The following is a 14754-nucleotide window of genomic DNA, read 5'->3' as shown; positions in this document are numbered from 1 at the left end:
ATGTGAGGAACATTCCTGTCCCGGCTGCACCGCGCGATGCTAGGTCGCGTTGTTCAGCGGGCCAAGCCGATGACACCTACGAAGCTACTGATCGGGCAGATCGCCGTTGTGTGCGCAATTGTCATTATCGGCGTATGGACGGCAACCCAATGGTGCGCTCAAATGCTGACCTACCAGACGCCTCTCGGCGCACCATGGTTTCTCTTCGCCGGCTGGCCAATCTACAAGCCGTGGAAGCTGTTTGAATGGTGGTTCCACTTCGATGCTTATGCGCCGGAGGTCTTCGACAAAGCCGGTACGCTTGCAGGCGCCAGCGGATTCCTGGGCTGTGCCGCCGCAATCGCAGGCTCGCTTTTGCGCGCGCGACAGCGCGGGTCGGTTACGACCTATGGGTCTTCACGGTGGGCCACGACTCATGAGGTCGAGACGGCAGGGTTGTTACGGCCGGCGGGCGTTTTCCTCGGTAGGCTGAACGATCGCTATCTGCGCCATGACGGCCCGGAGCACGTCATGGCATTTGCGCCGACGCGTTCGGGCAAGGGCGTGGGGCTGGTTGTTCCAACGCTACTTTCCTGGACCGGGTCTGCCATCATTCATGATATAAAAGGCGAAAATTGGCAGTTGACCTCCGGCTGGCGGTCGAAATTCTCGTACTGCCTTCTGTTCAATCCGACCGACCCGAGATCGGCACGCTACAACCCGCTGCTGGAGGTGCGCAAAGGCCCAGATGAGATCCGGGACGTTCAAAACATCGCCGACATCCTCGTCGATCCCGAGGGCGCGCTGGAGCGACGGAATCACTGGGAGAAGACCAGCCATTCACTCCTAGTTGGCGCCATTTTGCACGTGCTCTACGCTGAAGAGGACAAGACGCTAGCCCGCGTCGCCACCTTCCTGTCGGACCCGCAACGCTCGTTTGCCGCAACGCTACGGCGGATGATGACGACAAACCATCTCGGGACGGGGCATAACCCTCAGGTCCATCCCGTAGTGGCCTCGGCGGCTCGCGAACTCCTGAACAAGTCGGAAAACGAGCGCTCAGGCGTCCTCTCGACCGCCATGTCCTTTCTTGGGCTTTATCGTGATCCAACGGTCGCGGCGGCCACTTCGTCCTGCGACTGGCGCATCGCTGACCTAGTGGATGGAGAGCGACCGCTGTCGCTCTATCTGGTCGTGCCGCCTTCGGATATCTCGCGCACCAAGCCTTTGGTGCGACTGATCTTGAACCAGATCGGCAGGCGGTTGACGGAGCGTCTGGAGGGGGACCCGAAGAAGAGCCGTAAGCATCAGCTGCTCATGATGCTGGACGAGTTTCCGGCGCTCGGTCGCCTCGACTTCTTCGAAACGGCGCTCGCCTTCATGGCAGGTTATGGCATTCGCTCCTATCTGATCGCACAATCTTTGAACCAGGTTTCAAAGGCCTATGGCGAGAACAATGCTATTCTCGACAATTGCCACGTGCGAATTGCCTTTTCCTCCAATGACGAACGCACGGCCAAGCGCATCTCGGATGCCCTCGGCACCGCAACCGAACTTAGGTCGATGCGCAACTATGCGGGCCATCGGCTTGCGCCCTGGCTTTCACATGTCATGGTGAGCCGCCAGGAAACCGCGCGCCCGCTCCTGACGCCAGGCGAGGTGATGCAATTGCCGCCGTCAGACGAATTGGTCCTGGTTTCTGGGTTGCCGCCGATCCGCGCCAAGAAGCTGCGCTATTATCAGGATCAGAATTTCACAGATCGGGTGCTGCCTGCGCCGGTGCTGCACGACGGACCCTATGCGGACTGCCCTGCATCACGCCCGGACGGCTGGACTGGACAAGTGTGCAGCGTCGATAGCCGACTTGCTGCGGACGAGGAAAGCGCCGACGCGCCAGTTGAAGACGAGGGAGGCGTTCAGCAGCAACGCCATCCAAGCCTGCCCGAAGAAGACGTTGTTGTCTCTCAAGAGCCCGATCAGGCCGATCTGTACAAGCCCGCAGACGATGACAGCGAAGCGCTCGCGGACAAGCGTGTCATGGATCGGATTTCCACTGCGGCCCGCGCCTACGGTATCAACGAGGGCAGGGGCGACGATGTCATTCCCGGCTTCTGAAGTCCGCTGAGTTGCAGAGCGCACCTCAGCGTAGATAACGGCCATAAGCAATTTTGAGCGTCTGGCCGATGCTTCTCCCGTCGCCGGCGCAACGCCGGGCCGTCGGAACGAGCCGCATGAAGCCGCACCGCATTCGCCATCAGTTTCTGCTTGAGCCGGAGCTCAGCGAGAAACTGGACAACCTCAGTCGCGATCCGTCAACGACCAAATCAGCGATCGTGGCGAAGGCGATCGAGGCGTTCATCGAGCGGCGTGGCGAGAGCGAGTTCGATCGGCGCTACGGCGTAAGGCTTGACCGGCTCTCCCGCGATCTTGCCCACGTCAGGCGCGATTCCGAGGTGATCCTGGAGAGCCTGGCGCTCTTCATCCGCTTTTCGATCACCCTTCACGCCCACACGCCGGTCCCGGATCGGGCAACGCAGGCTATTGCCCAAGAGCGTTTCGAGAAATTCGTTGAGAAGGTCGGCCGCCAGATCGCTTCCGGCAAAAAGTCGCTTAGCAAAGACAATGGTGGGGGAGGGGAAGGATGAGCTCTCATCCCGAGGCCGACCACCGGCGGCGTGTCATGCTGCGCACCGCCATGGGTCCGGCAATCACCGAAGCCCTGGCCGATCCGTCCGTCATCGAGGTGATGGTCAATCCCGACGGCGCGCTGCGACTCGACCGGTTAGGCGAAGGTCGGGTCGATACCGACGTTCACATGCACCCGTCCGAGGCAGAACGTATCATCCGCCTGGTTGCTTCGCACGTGCGCGCCGAGGCGCACGCCGACAACCCGATCGTCAGTGCCGAATTGCCGTCTGGCGAACGCTTCGAAGGCCTGCTGCCACCTGTGGTGTTGGCGCCATGTTTTGCCATCCGCAAGCCCGCCGCGAAAGTCTACACCCTGGCCGACTATGTTGCCGAACGCATCATGCTGCCGCTGCAGGCCGATGCGCTGAAAAAGGCCGTCCGCGAGCGGCGCAACATGCTGATCGCCGGCGGCACTTCCTCGGGGAAGACAACACTCGCCAACGCTCTGCTGGCTGAAGTCGCCGAATGCGACGATCGGGTGATCCTGATCGAGGACACACGCGAACTGCAGTGCGCGGCCAGGGACTGCGTTGCCCTGAGAACAAGGCGGGGCTCGGTCACCCTTGCCGATCTCGTGCGCTCGACGCTGAGGCTCAGGCCGGACCGCATCATCGTGGGCGAGGTGAGGGGCGCGGAAGCGCTCGACATGCTGAAGGCATGGAACACCGGGCACCCAGGCGGCATCGCTACCGTACACGCCAATTCCGCGCGCTCGGCTCTCTATCGCATTGAGCAACTCGCCCAGGAAGCGGTGGTCACCGTTCCCCGCCGGCTCATCGCTGAGGCGATAGATCTGATCGTCTTCATAGCGGGACGCGGCTCGTCGCGCCACATCGACGCAATCGCCGAGGTCACCGGTCTCGACGGCAGCGGCGATTACGCCGTTGCCCCGCTCACGCTTTCGCAACTCCAGCAGCTTTGAAAGGCCTTCCTCATGCGCAAGAAGCTTCGCTTTCTTTCGTCCACAGCGCTCGCGTTTCTTAACACGGCCCCGGTTTATGCCGCCGGCTCCGGCATGCCGTGGGAGCAGCCGCTGCAGCAGATCCTGGAGTCCGTGCAGGGACCGGTCGCCAAGATCGTTGCGGTGATCATCATTATCACCACCGGCCTGACGCTTGCCTTCGGCGACACCGCCGGTGGTTTTCGGCGCCTGATTCAGATCGTCTTCGGTCTGTCAATCGCCTTCGCGGCATCGAGCTTCTTCCTCTCCTTCTTCTCCTTCGGTGGTGGGGCGCTCGTCTGATGGCCGCCGGGGAGCAGCATATCGAGGGCTTCGCAGTACCGGTCCACCGGGCGCTGACCGAGCCGATCCTGCTCGGCGGGGCTCCGCGCGCGGTGGCGATCCTCAACGGTACAGTGGCCGCGGCCATTGGCTTCGGCTTGCAGCAATGGATTGCTGGTCTGGTGCTTTGGATCGCAGGCCACTCGTTAGCGGTGTTTGCCGCAAGACGCGATCCGGACTTCGCCAGCGTGCTTGTGCGCCACCTACGTCTGAAGGGGTGGCTTGCATGCTGAACCTTTCGGAATATCGAAGCAAAGCCGACCGGCTTGCCGACCATCTACCCTGGGCTGCCTTGGTGGCGCCCGGCATCGTGCTCAACAAGGACGGCAGCTTTCAGCGGACGTTGCGGTTCCGCGGCCCGGATCTCGAAAGTGCGACGGAGGCTGAACTCGTCGGCATTTGCGCCCGGGCGAACAATGCTCTCAGACGCCTTGGCTCTGGCTGGGCATTGTTCTTTGAGGCCGAGCGCACAGAAGCGCTGGGCTATCCGAACTCGCATTTTCCTGACGCCGCGTCGTGGCTGGTCGACGAAGAACGCCGCGCTGCTTTCGAGGGGAAGGTAGCGCACTACGAGAGCCGCTATCATCTGACCTTGGTGTTTATGCCACCGCCGGACGCCCAGGCGCGCGCAGAAAGCGCGCTCGTCGACTCTCATTATTCCCGAGGAGAAAGAGACTGGCGCCAGGATCTGGCGAGGTTCCGTGACGAGACCAACCGCGTGCTCGATCTCTTCTCGGGTTTCATGTCCGAAGTACGCGTCCTCGATGATGCTCAGACGTTGACCTACCTCCACGGCACGATTTCGCCTCGTCGCCATCCTATCATGGCCCCGGAAACGCCGATATATCTGGATGCAATCCTGGTCGATGCGCCGCTTACCGGTGGCCTGGAGCCGATGCTGGGTGAGCAGCATCTTCGCACACTGACCATCCTCGGCTTTCCGAACCTCACCCGGCCCGGAATCCTCGATACCCTCAATCATCAGGATTTCGCCTATCGCTGGATGACGCGCTTCATTCCGCTCGAGAAAACGGAAGCCACGAAGACGCTGACGCGATTGCGCCGGCAGTGGTTTGCCAAGCGCAAATCGATCGTGGCAATCCTACGCGAGGTCATTACCAACGAGCCGGTCCCGCTTGTCGATAACGATGCCGACAACAAGGCGCTCGATGCCGACGAAGCCCTTCAGGCATTGGGCGGTGATCATGTGAGTTTCGGCTATCTCACCACCACCGTGACGGTGTGGGGCGAGGATCGCCAAGCCGCTGCAGAGAAGCTTCGCGCGGTCGAGCGCATCATCAATGGGCTCGGCTTCACCACGATCCGAGAAGGCGTCAATGCGGTCGAGGCTTGGCTCGGCTCATTGCCTGGCCATGTCTACGCTAACGTTCGCCAACCGCTCGTTCATACATTGAACCTTGCCCATCTCATGCCGCTGTCGTCGGTTTGGGCCGGTCCTGCGACAAACGAGCATCTCGCGAAAGTCACCCAAACCGAAGCGCCACCGCTTTTCGTTGCCGAGACCAGTGGGTCGACACCGTTTCGGCTTTCCACCCACGTCGAAGATGTCGGCCACATGCTGGTTGTTGGTCCGACCGGCGCCGGCAAGTCGGTTCTGCTTGCTCTGATTGCTCTGCAGTTCAGGCGCTATGCCGGCGCCCAGGTTTATGTCTTCGACAAAGGCAATTCGGCCCGTGCTGCAACACTTGCCATGGGTGGAGAACACCACGCGCTAGGAGCGGACGGTTCCCTTGCCTTTCAGCCACTGCGCAGCATCAACGACCAGGCTAGCCGAAGCTGGGCGGCCGAATGGATCGCCAGCCTTGTTGCCCACGAGAACGTCACCGTCACGCCGGAGGTGAAGGAGGCTATTTGGTCAGCGCTGGCCAGCCTTGCCACCGCGCCGGCGCAGGAACGCACACTGACCGGTCTTTCGGTCCTGCTTCAATCCAATGCGCTGAAGACCGCATTGATGCCCTACACGCTCGACGGTCCCTTCGGCCGCCTGCTCGATGCCGATCATGATGGGCTGGCCTTGTCGGATGTGCAGTGTTTCGAGACCGAGGAGTTAATGCACAGCCAAGGCGCTTTGCTGCCGGTGCTTACCTATCTGTTCCAGCGACTTGAGGAACGGTTCGACGGACGGCCCACGCTGATCATGCTCGACGAGGCGTGGGTCTATCTCGACAATCCGCTGTTCGCCGCCCGCATCCGCGAATGGCTGAAGGTGCTGCGAAAGAAGAACGTGTCGGTTGTCTTCGCTACGCAGTCGCTGGCTGATATCGCGGGCTCTGGCATAGCGCCGGCAATCATCGAAAGCTGCCCGCAGCGCATTTTCCTTCCCAATGATCGTGCCGTGGAACCCCAGGCGCGCACAGCCTACGAGCGCTTCGGTTTAAGCGAGCGGCAGATCGAATTGATCGCCCGCGCCACGCCGAAGCGTCAGTATTATCTGCAATCGCGCCGCGGCAACCGTCTGTTCGAGCTCGAGCTTGGCCCCATCGCTCTTGCGCTTTGCGGTGCTTCCGATCCGGCCACGCAGACTCTGATCGACAGGATCATGTCCGAAGACGGGCAAGGCAGCTTTGCCTCGCAGTTCCTGATCGCGCGCGGCCTCGATTGGGCCGGCGAACTTCTCAAGCAATTCCCTCAACCAGACAAGGAGCAATTCTCATGATGCGGCGACGCCTTCTCTCCGGCCTGATCACCGTTTCCCTGATCGCCAAGCCTATGGCCGACTATGTGCAGCCCGCGTACGCCCTTATCGTGTTCGATCCGTCCAATTATGCGCAGAACGTGCTGACGGCCGCGCGCGCATTGGAGCAGATCAACAACCAAATCCAGTCGCTGCAGAATCAGGCGACCATGCTGCAGAACATGGCGCGCAATCTTCAGCGTCTGGATTTCTCTTCCGTTGGCCAACTCACCGGTTCGCTCCATCGCATCGACGGCTTGATGGACCAGGCGAGTGGCCTCAGCTTTGATCTGGGCAAGCTTCAAGACCAGTGGCGCAGCCAATATCCGGAAAGCTACGACGCCACGATCAAAGTCAGCGATGTGGCGAGTGCTGCGCGGGAGCGTTGGCAAACCGCCATGCAGGCGTTCCGCCAGACCATGGGTGTCCAGTCGCAAATCGTCGAGAACGTCCGCGCCGACGGCGATCTGCTCGCCGATCTCGTCAACCGCAGCCAAGGGGCGGCCGGTGCGCTTCAGGCAAGCCAGGCCACCAACCAGCTGATGGCGCTTTCGACAAAACAGCAGATGCAGATCCAGACGCTGCTCGCAACGCAGTTTCGAGCTGAGGCCGAGGATGCCGCCCGCAAGGCCCAGTCAGACGAAGCCGCCCGCGAGATGACGAAGCGGTTCTTGGGTACCGGCTCGGCTTATCCCGGCAATTAATCACGAGTTCATCACGACGAGAAAGGCAGCGGCATGAACGACCTTGGCGTCATCGATCGCTTCATGGAGACCTTCATCCGCTACATCGACAGCGGGTTCGGTCTGCTATCGGGCGACCTCGCCTTCCTCACTACCATTCTGATCGGCATTGACATCACACTTGCCGGCCTGGCGTGGGCGCTCGGCGACGAAACCAGCGTTCTCGGCCGGCTTGTCCGCAAGGTGCTCTATGTTGGCGTCTTCGCCTTCATTCTGAACAATTTCAAGAACCTCGCCGATATCGTTTATCGTTCTTTTGCCGGTCTCGGGATTAAGGCGTCGGCCGGCAATCTGTCGGCAGACAATCTCTTGCGCCCGGGCCGCATTGCCGCGACCGGTTTCGAAGGTGCTTGGCCAATGCTTGACCAAGCCAGTCAGCTCCTGGGCTTCCCGGAAATCTTCGGCAACGCACTGACCATCTTCGTGCTGCTGATGGCCTGGTTCCTGGTTATCATCGCCTTCTTCATCCTTTCCATCCAGCTTTTCATCACCATCCTAGAGTTCAAGCTCACCACGCTGGCAGGTTTTGTTTTGGTTCCATTCGCACTTTGGAACCGTTCAGCGTTCCTGGCCGAACGCGTGCTCGGCCATGTTATCTCGTCAGGCATCAAGGTGATGGTGCTCGCCGTCATTGTCGGTATCGGCTCCACGCTCTTCGGGGAGTTCGCTTCCGCATTGCAAGGCAAGGAGCCGGATCTTGCCGGTGCCATGTCCCAGGTACTGGGCGCACTGGCACTGCTTGGCCTTGGCATTTTTGGGCCGGGGATCGCGTCGGGTCTTGTCTCAGGCGCACCGCAGCTTGGGGCGGGCGCCGCCCTCGGCACGACCGCGGCGGCAGCGGGTGTATCACTCGTTGCTGGAGGCACAGCATTTGCTGGCGCGCGTATGGCAACCAGCGGCGGTCTCGCCGCCATCCGAGCCGGCACAACAATGGGATCGGCTGCTTCCACGTCATGGCAGATCGGGCGCGCAACCTCGCCCGACGCTGGCCTCTCCGGTGTGGCTGCTGGAATGCATGGTGTAACCAGTGCAGCTGGCGGCGCCGCTATACGCATAGCGCGATCCGCCACTGCAAGTGTTGGGCGCAACGCCGATGCCGGGCGCGATGCCGCGTGGACCGCGACCGGCGGCGCGCCGACAGCGTCAATGACCGAACGCTCTGCCGGTTCGGCCACTGTTTCGGCGCCGACGTGGGCAAGGCGCCTACGTTCTGAACAGACCGCCCGGGCAAATCGCCACGCTGCCATGCAAGCTGTCCGAGACGGAGACCGGCCGGGAGGCAGCGCCAACCCCTCTCTCAACGACAAGGATGACTAGATGCTCTTCAAGCGACCCGTGCACCGTTACGGCAAAACACCCGAACCGGTCACGCCGTATCAAAAAGCCGCCCAACTGTGGGACGAGCGCATCGGCTCATCTCGACTGCAGGCCAGGAACTGGCGGATCATGGCCCTTGGCTGCCTGGCCTTGGCGACCGGGCTTTCCGGCGGACTCGTATGGCAGTCGATGCAAAGCCGTGTCGTGCCTTATGTCGTCGAGGTCGATGGCTTCGGCGAGACGCGCGCCGTCGCGCCGGCGGTCCGGAATTATGAGCCCTCGGATGCTCAGATCGCCTGGCATCTCGGCCGCTTCATCCAGAATGTCCGTTCCGTTTCCACCGATCCGGTTTTGGTTCGGCAGAACTGGTTGGCAGCGTACGACTTTGCTAGCGATCGCGCAGCGCTCTTCCTCAACGAATACGCCAAGGCGAACGACCCCTTCGGTCAGATCGGAACGCGCAGTGTTTCGGTACAGGTCACCAGCGTGGTCAGAGCCTCCGAAAGTTCATTCCAGGTCAAATGGACCGAGCAGGTGTTTGAGCGCGGAAGCCTTGCCAGCACGATGCGCTGGACTGCGATCCTCACGATCGTGATCCGCTCGCCAAGCAATACGGATCAGCTGCGCAAGAATCCGCTCGGCGTCTTCATCAATGCCATTGACTGGTCACGCGAGCTCGACAGCGCCGTCCCAGCCCCCCTTTCTCCGACGGAGTCCACCAATGAAAGGTAAAATGTCACCGATTCGTGCCGTGCTGATCCTATCGGTGTCGGCAGCGGTCGTTTCCGCTTGTGCATCGAAGAAGGTGCCGCCGCCTGAGATTTCCTATGACGCTGCCGACTTCAAACCGGCCGCGATCGAAAAAGCGCCGGAGAGGCCGATTAGAATTGTCGAGGTGCCAAAACCACTGCCGCTGCCTGGCCAAATGCAGCCCGAGCCCGGCAAGGCCGAGGACAAGCGCCCTCCTGAAGAACGCGTCGCTGATGCCAACAAAGCCGCGACCCAGCAACCCACCAAGTACGGGTATGTTAATGCAGTGCAAGTCTACCCCTTCACCGATGGCGCGCTTTATCAACTCTATGCCGCGCCGGAGCGCGTGACCGACATCGCTCTGCAGCCGGGCGAGAAACTAACCGCCGTGTCGGCTGGCGACACCGTGCGCTGGGTCATTGGCGATACCGCAAGCGGCACCGGTGACAATCAGCGCACCCATGTTCTGGTAAAACCCTTCGCGCCGGGTCTTGCCACCAATGTCGTCATTACGACGGACCGGCGGACCTATCATTTGCAGCTTCAAAGCACCGAGAAGACCGCAATGGCGGCAATCTCCTGGACCTACAGCCAAGACCAGATCATCGCGCTTCGCCAGCGCAATGCTCAAGCCGAGGCAGTTACACCGGTCGCGTCGAACATCGCGCTCGAAAACCTTCGCTTTCGCTACTCAATCAGTGGCGACACACCGCCCTGGAGACCGACGCGAGCCTTCGACGACGGCAGCAAGGTCTATATTGAGTTCCCTCGTCGCATAGATCAGGGCGAGGCGCCACCACTCTTCATCGTCGGCGCAGATGGGAGCAGCGAGCTCGTCAACTATCGCGTGCGCGGCAACTATTACATCGTCGATCGGCTCTTCGCCGCGGCCGAACTTCGCCTCGGCACCAAGCGGCAGCAGGTGATCCGCATCAGCAGGATTGACGGCAGGCAACCGCAACGGCGGATCTCGCTCTTTCGCGGCAGCCGGCGAGGTGAGGGCTCATGATCGAAAATTCCCGCTCTGGCATCCCGCCGAAACTGGATCCCGAGGAACTGCAGCTTCGGGCCTCTCCCCGCCGCGTGGTGCGGTTCAGGCGCGGTGTGATCATCGCTATCGCAGCGCTCGGATCCGGCGCTGTCTTCGGCGTTACCATGATCGCCCTCCAGGGGCCGGCCCTTCGCATCAGGGATCAGGCGGAAGATCTCTACAACACTGAGCGCAAACCAACCGCCGAGGGACTCGATACGCTTCCCCATGACTATTCCGGCATGAAGCCAAAGCCTCCCGTCCTTGGGCTACCTTTGCCGGGCGACCTCGGCCGCCCCATCCTCGAGCGGCAGCGCCAGCTCGGCATCGTGCCGGGCCAAGACATCTCGGCCGAGGAGCAGCGTCTAGCGCAGCAGGCGATCGAAGCGCGTGAATCGCGGGTGCTTTTCCGCGTCGAAAATCGAGCTCAACAGACAGATGTCGGAGAGAGCGTGCAAACTGCTCAGCATCCATTTGAGGCGCTTCCCCAATCCGAAGCAGGACGCGCGTCAGCCTCGGTGGCGGCGGCGGAAGGCGACCAGAACAATCAGCAGCGAAAGCTTGATTTTCTCAGCCAGCGGAGCACTGGCGGGATCTACAATCCGCATGCGCTTCAGACGCCGATCTCGCCATATCAACTGATGGCTGGCAGCGTGATTGCCGCCAGCCTGATCACCGGCATCAATTCCGATTTGCCGGGCCTTGTCGTCGCGCAAGTCACCGAAAATGTGCACGACACGGTCACGGGCAACATATTGCTGATTCCGCAGGGCTCACGTCTTATCGGCGTCTACGACAGCGTCGTCGCGTTCGGGCAAAAGCGAGCGCTGCTGGTCTGGCAGCGCATTCTGCTGCCCGACGGCTCGTCGGCCGAAATCGACAATCTGCCCGCGAGCGACACCGCCGGCTACGCAGGGCTGGAAGACAAAGTCGATTTCCACACTTGGCAGATGATCAAGGGAGTGGCGCTTGCCACATTGCTCGGTGTCGGCACAGAATTCAGCCTCGGCGAAAACGAGAGCGATCTGGTCAAGGCGATCCGGGAATCAGCCCAGCAGAACGCCAGTCGAGCCGGCCAGCGCATCACCGAAAAAAACCTCAATATCCAGCCCACCATCGTCGTCCGCCCAGGTTGGCCACTGCGCGTCATCGTGCACAAGGACATCGTGCTGCGGCCATACGCCAGTTGAGCAGGAGTTATCATGGCTGACCTGAAACTTGGAAAACTTCCGGACCGAACAGCTTCGAAGATCACCATTACCGTCAGCGCGGAGCTGAGCCAAACACTCAAGGAGTATGCTGCACTTTACCGTCAGACCTATGGTCAGTCTGAAACCGTGGCAGAACTCATCCCTTTCATGCTGGCGGCGTTTCTGGAAGGCGACCGAGCCTTTGCCAGGGCCAGAAAAGAACGTCTGCCGACGGAGCTTGCCGGAAAATCGTGACTCCTCCGCTAGGGCAGCTGGAACATTGCCTAGCTGTCGCGACCTACCTGCTCCTCGCGAAGCATAGGATCAAACCCCTTGGAATGTAGGTATGCGCAAGAGAGGATGTGGAAGGAGATACCGCGCAACAGCCTAAGTTTGCATTTTCGATTTGATGCGGTAGTCGCCTATGAGCGGTCAAAACGAACGCAGCTGGTTCGCCGATCGACCAAACGGCGAGCGCACTGTGCTTTGCTCAGACCGCCACCGAGTGCCTCGCCGTTCCCCCTTTGAAATATGTATCGAACTTGGCCGCGATGGTTCGAATGAAGGGGCGACTTTCAGTCCGTACGAGGAAACTGTCACCATCGAATTCAAGCGCTCGGGCAGGATCGTGGAGTGCGATGGACCTCGAGCGATGAAGGAGCTGCTCGCCGGCTTTGCCGAACCGCTCCACCAGATCGACTGCCGAGAAGGCAAAATCACACATCAGCCGCTCGATGATCCAGCCACGGACGCGATCGTCGTCGGAAAGGGCAACGCCGCGGACGGCAGCCAACCCGCCATCCGCAACCATGCGCCCGTACCCGGCAGTCGAAGCCATGTTTTGCACGTAGCCTTGGCGAAAACGACCGATGGACGAAGGGCCAAGTCCGATCAGTGTCGGGCAGCGATCCTCAGTGTAGCCCTGAAAATTGCGATGCAAAACCCCTGCGCGGGCCGCTATGGCCAGCGCATCGTCGGGCTTCGCGAAATGATCGAGTCCTATTGCCTCATATCCCTTGGCGACAATTGCCCGCGCCGCGAGTTGAGATTGGGCGAAACGCTCAGTGGGACTCGGCAGCCATGCCTCGTCGATCATCGTCTGATGCTTCTTGAACCAGGGCACATGTGCGTAGCCGAACAGGGCCATCCGGTCTGGCTCCAAGGTCAGTGCCTGCGCCACCGTGGAACAGATCGTCTCGCGTGTCTGATTCGGGAGCCCGTAGAGCAGGTCCAGATTGACCGATTCGACGCCCCGCGAACGAACCCCGTCGACGACTGCCTTGGTCTGCAAAAAACTCTGCTCACGATTAATTGCTTTTTGCACTTGCGGATCGAAATCCTGCACGCCGAGGCTCGCCCGGGTTACGCCGATTTGAGCAAGTGCATCAAGGCGCGCCTTGTCCATGTCGTTGGTTTCGATTTCGATGCTGACCGTAGCATCCGGGAGAAAGTCGAAGCTGTCCCGCAAGGCCGCTCCAAGAGCAACCATATCATCGGGCCTCAGAATAGTTGGCGAACCGCCACCGAAGTGGATTGCACGGACATGTGCCTTGCCGCTCAGCAGACCGGCAATCGTGACGATTTCGGCATTCAGCGAGCGCAGATAAGCGGCCACCGGCTCATATTGGTGCGTCTGCTTGGTGTGGCAGGCGCAGAACCAGCAGAGCTTGTCGCAGTAAGGAATGTGCAGGTACAGCGAGATTTCGTCGCCGCTTTCCAGCGTCTCCAACCAGCCACGGTAAATGGCAGCATCGATCCCCGAATGGAAATGCGGCGCCGTCGGATAGCTGGTGTAGCGTGGGACGTTCTCGCTGAGTTTGACAGCTATTTCCGATTGCATCTCGCGTTCACCGTGTTGCCCGCCGGAACACTGCACGCATCGCTGAAGCAGACCCTGATCTCGATCAGCCGCGCTCATGGACAAACCGCCGCAGGATTTCTCTACCCTGGATGGGTATCCTGCCGGCAGTTAGGATCGGGTAAGGCGAACGCATGACCTTTCGGCAAGACATTCATAGTTCCGGCATTCCTGTTCTTTGCTTCCCTTGCGAGGCACGGCGTCGCGGTGTCTGCGGTGCGCTCGATCCAGACAATTTGGTTGGGCTCGCCAAGACTTGCTCGCGTCGCCGGATCGAGTCAGGAATGGAGTTGACCGGCGAGGCACAGAACGTCGACAGCTACTCCAACGTGCTTTCAGGCGTTGTAAAGCTATCAAAGAGCCTGTCGGATGGGCGCCAGCAGATCGTCGGTCTCCAGTTTGCACCGGATTTTCTGGGACGTCCTTTCAAGGTGGAAAGCTCGATCAATGCGGAAGCGGCAACAGCAGTCACGCTGTGTTCGTTTCCGCGAGCGGCCGTCGAACGGATGATGAAGGCGTCACGGGAATTCGAGCATCGCCTGCTCAAACAGACGCTGAATGAACTCGATGAGGCGCGCGAGTGGATGGTGACGCTGGGGCGCAAGACAGCTCCGGAAAAGGTAGCGACTTTTCTCCTCATGATGGCCCGGAATATCGATTCCAGTCTCGATGCGGCTTCCGGGTCGGCGTCCTTCGATCTGCCGCTGACGCGTGTCGAAATGTCTGATTTCCTTGGAATCACCAACGAGACCGTGAGCCGCCAACTGACGCGATTGCGGGCTGACGGGGTGATTCGGATTGAGAACGCACGCCATGTGACGGTGGACAGCATAAGCCGTCTGGAGAAGCGCTGTGGCGGCGGACGCGAGCGGCCCTAAGCGGCGAGGCCATGTCGCATGACTCCGGGGCGGGCCGTGTTTGCCTTTTAATGCGATGTTGCCGCGCCTTCGACGAAGCGGCGTCACGGTCGAGACAAACAGCTTTCGGGCTTTGATAGGAACGTGACCAATCGCCAGGTGTGTTTCGGCACATACCGGCGAAGCATGGTCCTTAATCTGCCACGGCTCGGCGGAACGATCGCGTTCGTTTCCAATGGGATCCGAACAACGTTTGGCAGGGCATCGGCAATAGCATCCAACGCGCGCAGGGCCTCAGCTTTCGCCTCAGCGATCGCGTCTGCGCCCGCCCAACCCAGGGAACGCCTTCCATGAGGGGGGTGAGC

General features: G+C 60.7%; 14 protein-coding genes. 13 read left to right on the top strand and 1 reads right to left on the bottom strand.

Translation table 11 applies throughout. The features are described from left to right. Nucleotides 1-69 precede the first annotated feature (69 nt). The 12 genes from EN808_RS24955 (at nucleotide 70) to EN808_RS24900 (ending at nucleotide 11929) form a co-directional block, all read left to right on the top strand. A complete protein-coding gene (locus EN808_RS24955; protein ID WP_024502848.1) occupies nucleotides 70-2094 on the top strand; it encodes a conjugal transfer protein TraG in 2025 nt (674 codons plus the stop codon). 116 nt (nucleotides 2095-2210) lie between these two features. Then, complete coding sequence (locus EN808_RS24950; RefSeq protein ID WP_095488561.1) at nucleotides 2211-2624, top strand: CopG family transcriptional regulator; 414 nt, start codon at nucleotides 2211-2213, stop codon at nucleotides 2622-2624. Then, on the top strand, nucleotides 2621-3589 hold the full coding sequence (trbB, locus tag EN808_RS24945; protein ID WP_024502850.1) for a P-type conjugative transfer ATPase TrbB: 969 nt from the start codon (nucleotides 2621-2623) through the stop codon (nucleotides 3587-3589). The genes EN808_RS24950 and trbB overlap by 4 nt, the downstream gene beginning before the upstream one ends. 12 nt (nucleotides 3590-3601) lie before the next feature. Next, a complete protein-coding gene (locus tag EN808_RS24940; protein WP_126057781.1) occupies nucleotides 3602-3910 on the top strand; it encodes a TrbC/VirB2 family protein in 309 nt (102 codons plus the stop codon). Then, nucleotides 3910-4182: a VirB3 family type IV secretion system protein gene (locus EN808_RS24935; RefSeq protein ID WP_024502852.1), complete on the top strand. Its 273-nt coding sequence runs from the start codon at nucleotides 3910-3912 to the stop codon at nucleotides 4180-4182. The genes EN808_RS24940 and EN808_RS24935 overlap by 1 nt, the downstream gene beginning before the upstream one ends. Next, nucleotides 4176-6626 carry a conjugal transfer protein TrbE gene (gene trbE / locus EN808_RS24930; protein WP_126057782.1) on the top strand — a complete coding sequence of 817 codons (2451 nt, stop codon included), beginning with the start codon at nucleotides 4176-4178 and terminating at the stop codon, nucleotides 6624-6626. The genes EN808_RS24935 and trbE overlap by 7 nt, the downstream gene beginning before the upstream one ends. Beyond that, a complete protein-coding gene (gene trbJ, locus EN808_RS24925; RefSeq protein WP_024502854.1) occupies nucleotides 6623-7348 on the top strand; it encodes a P-type conjugative transfer protein TrbJ in 726 nt (241 codons plus the stop codon). Before trbE ends, trbJ begins: the two co-directional genes overlap by 4 nt. Nucleotides 7349-7381: 33 nt before the next feature. After that, nucleotides 7382-8704 (top strand): P-type conjugative transfer protein TrbL, encoded by a 1323-nt coding sequence (trbL, locus tag EN808_RS24920; RefSeq protein ID WP_126057783.1) that lies wholly within the window; start codon nucleotides 7382-7384, stop codon nucleotides 8702-8704. Then, complete coding sequence (gene trbF / locus EN808_RS24915) at nucleotides 8705-9436, top strand: conjugal transfer protein TrbF (RefSeq protein WP_126063930.1); 732 nt, start codon at nucleotides 8705-8707, stop codon at nucleotides 9434-9436. A 1-nt stretch (nucleotide 9437) separates the two neighbouring features. Continuing rightward, nucleotides 9438-10463 carry a P-type conjugative transfer protein TrbG gene (gene trbG / locus EN808_RS24910; protein WP_127232321.1) on the top strand — a complete coding sequence of 342 codons (1026 nt, stop codon included), beginning with the start codon at nucleotides 9438-9440 and terminating at the stop codon, nucleotides 10461-10463. Next, nucleotides 10460-11674, top strand: coding sequence for a TrbI/VirB10 family protein (locus tag EN808_RS24905; RefSeq protein ID WP_126057785.1), 1215 nt, complete (start codon nucleotides 10460-10462; stop codon nucleotides 11672-11674). The genes trbG and EN808_RS24905 overlap by 4 nt, the downstream gene beginning before the upstream one ends. Before the next feature lie 12 nt (nucleotides 11675-11686). After that, nucleotides 11687-11929 (top strand): DUF2274 domain-containing protein, encoded by a 243-nt coding sequence (locus tag EN808_RS24900; protein ID WP_126057786.1) that lies wholly within the window; start codon nucleotides 11687-11689, stop codon nucleotides 11927-11929. 235 nt (nucleotides 11930-12164) lie between these two features. Here the strand turns inward: EN808_RS24900 and hemN are convergent, their stop codons facing one another. Next, nucleotides 12165-13514 carry an oxygen-independent coproporphyrinogen III oxidase gene (gene hemN, locus EN808_RS24895; RefSeq protein ID WP_126059321.1) on the bottom strand — a complete coding sequence of 450 codons (1350 nt, stop codon included), beginning with the start codon at nucleotides 13512-13514 and terminating at the stop codon, nucleotides 12165-12167. A gap of 152 nt (nucleotides 13515-13666) precedes the next feature. Here hemN and EN808_RS24890 point away from each other — a divergent pair, with 152 nt between their 5' ends. After that, nucleotides 13667-14410, top strand: coding sequence for a Crp/Fnr family transcriptional regulator (locus EN808_RS24890; RefSeq protein ID WP_126057787.1), 744 nt, complete (start codon nucleotides 13667-13669; stop codon nucleotides 14408-14410). The last annotated feature ends 344 nt before the right edge of the window (nucleotides 14411-14754 follow it).

It is taken from the genome of Mesorhizobium sp. M8A.F.Ca.ET.165.01.1.1 (genome assembly GCF_004792065.1).
Taxonomy (GTDB): Bacteria; Pseudomonadota; Alphaproteobacteria; order Rhizobiales; family Rhizobiaceae; genus Mesorhizobium.
This window is presented reverse-complemented; position numbering and strand designations above follow the sequence as displayed.

Excerpts from the sequence above, each read along its gene's own strand:
- EN808_RS24905 (WP_126057785.1), top strand. The coding sequence starts at position 10,460 with ATGATCGAAAATTCCCGCTCTGGCATCCCGCCGAAACTGGATCCCGAG.
- trbF (WP_126063930.1), top strand. The coding sequence starts at position 8,705 with ATGCTCTTCAAGCGACCCGTGCACCGTTACGGCAAAACACCCGAACCG.
- trbE (WP_126057782.1), top strand. The coding sequence starts at position 4,176 with ATGCTGAACCTTTCGGAATATCGAAGCAAAGCCGACCGGCTTGCCGAC.
- EN808_RS24935 (WP_024502852.1), top strand. The coding sequence starts at position 3,910 with ATGGCCGCCGGGGAGCAGCATATCGAGGGCTTCGCAGTACCGGTCCAC.
- trbL (WP_126057783.1), top strand. The coding sequence starts at position 7,382 with ATGAACGACCTTGGCGTCATCGATCGCTTCATGGAGACCTTCATCCGC.
- EN808_RS24890 (WP_126057787.1), top strand. The coding sequence starts at position 13,667 with ATGACCTTTCGGCAAGACATTCATAGTTCCGGCATTCCTGTTCTTTGC.
- EN808_RS24940 (WP_126057781.1), top strand. The coding sequence starts at position 3,602 with ATGCGCAAGAAGCTTCGCTTTCTTTCGTCCACAGCGCTCGCGTTTCTT.
- trbJ (WP_024502854.1), top strand. The coding sequence starts at position 6,623 with ATGATGCGGCGACGCCTTCTCTCCGGCCTGATCACCGTTTCCCTGATC.
- trbB (WP_024502850.1), top strand. The coding sequence starts at position 2,621 with ATGAGCTCTCATCCCGAGGCCGACCACCGGCGGCGTGTCATGCTGCGC.
- EN808_RS24950 (WP_095488561.1), top strand. The coding sequence starts at position 2,211 with ATGAAGCCGCACCGCATTCGCCATCAGTTTCTGCTTGAGCCGGAGCTC.
- EN808_RS24900 (WP_126057786.1), top strand. The coding sequence starts at position 11,687 with ATGGCTGACCTGAAACTTGGAAAACTTCCGGACCGAACAGCTTCGAAG.
- EN808_RS24955 (WP_024502848.1), top strand. The coding sequence starts at position 70 with ATGACACCTACGAAGCTACTGATCGGGCAGATCGCCGTTGTGTGCGCA.
- trbG (WP_127232321.1), top strand. The coding sequence starts at position 9,438 with ATGTCACCGATTCGTGCCGTGCTGATCCTATCGGTGTCGGCAGCGGTC.
- hemN (WP_126059321.1), bottom strand. The coding sequence starts at position 13,514 with ATGCAATCGGAAATAGCTGTCAAACTCAGCGAGAACGTCCCACGCTAC.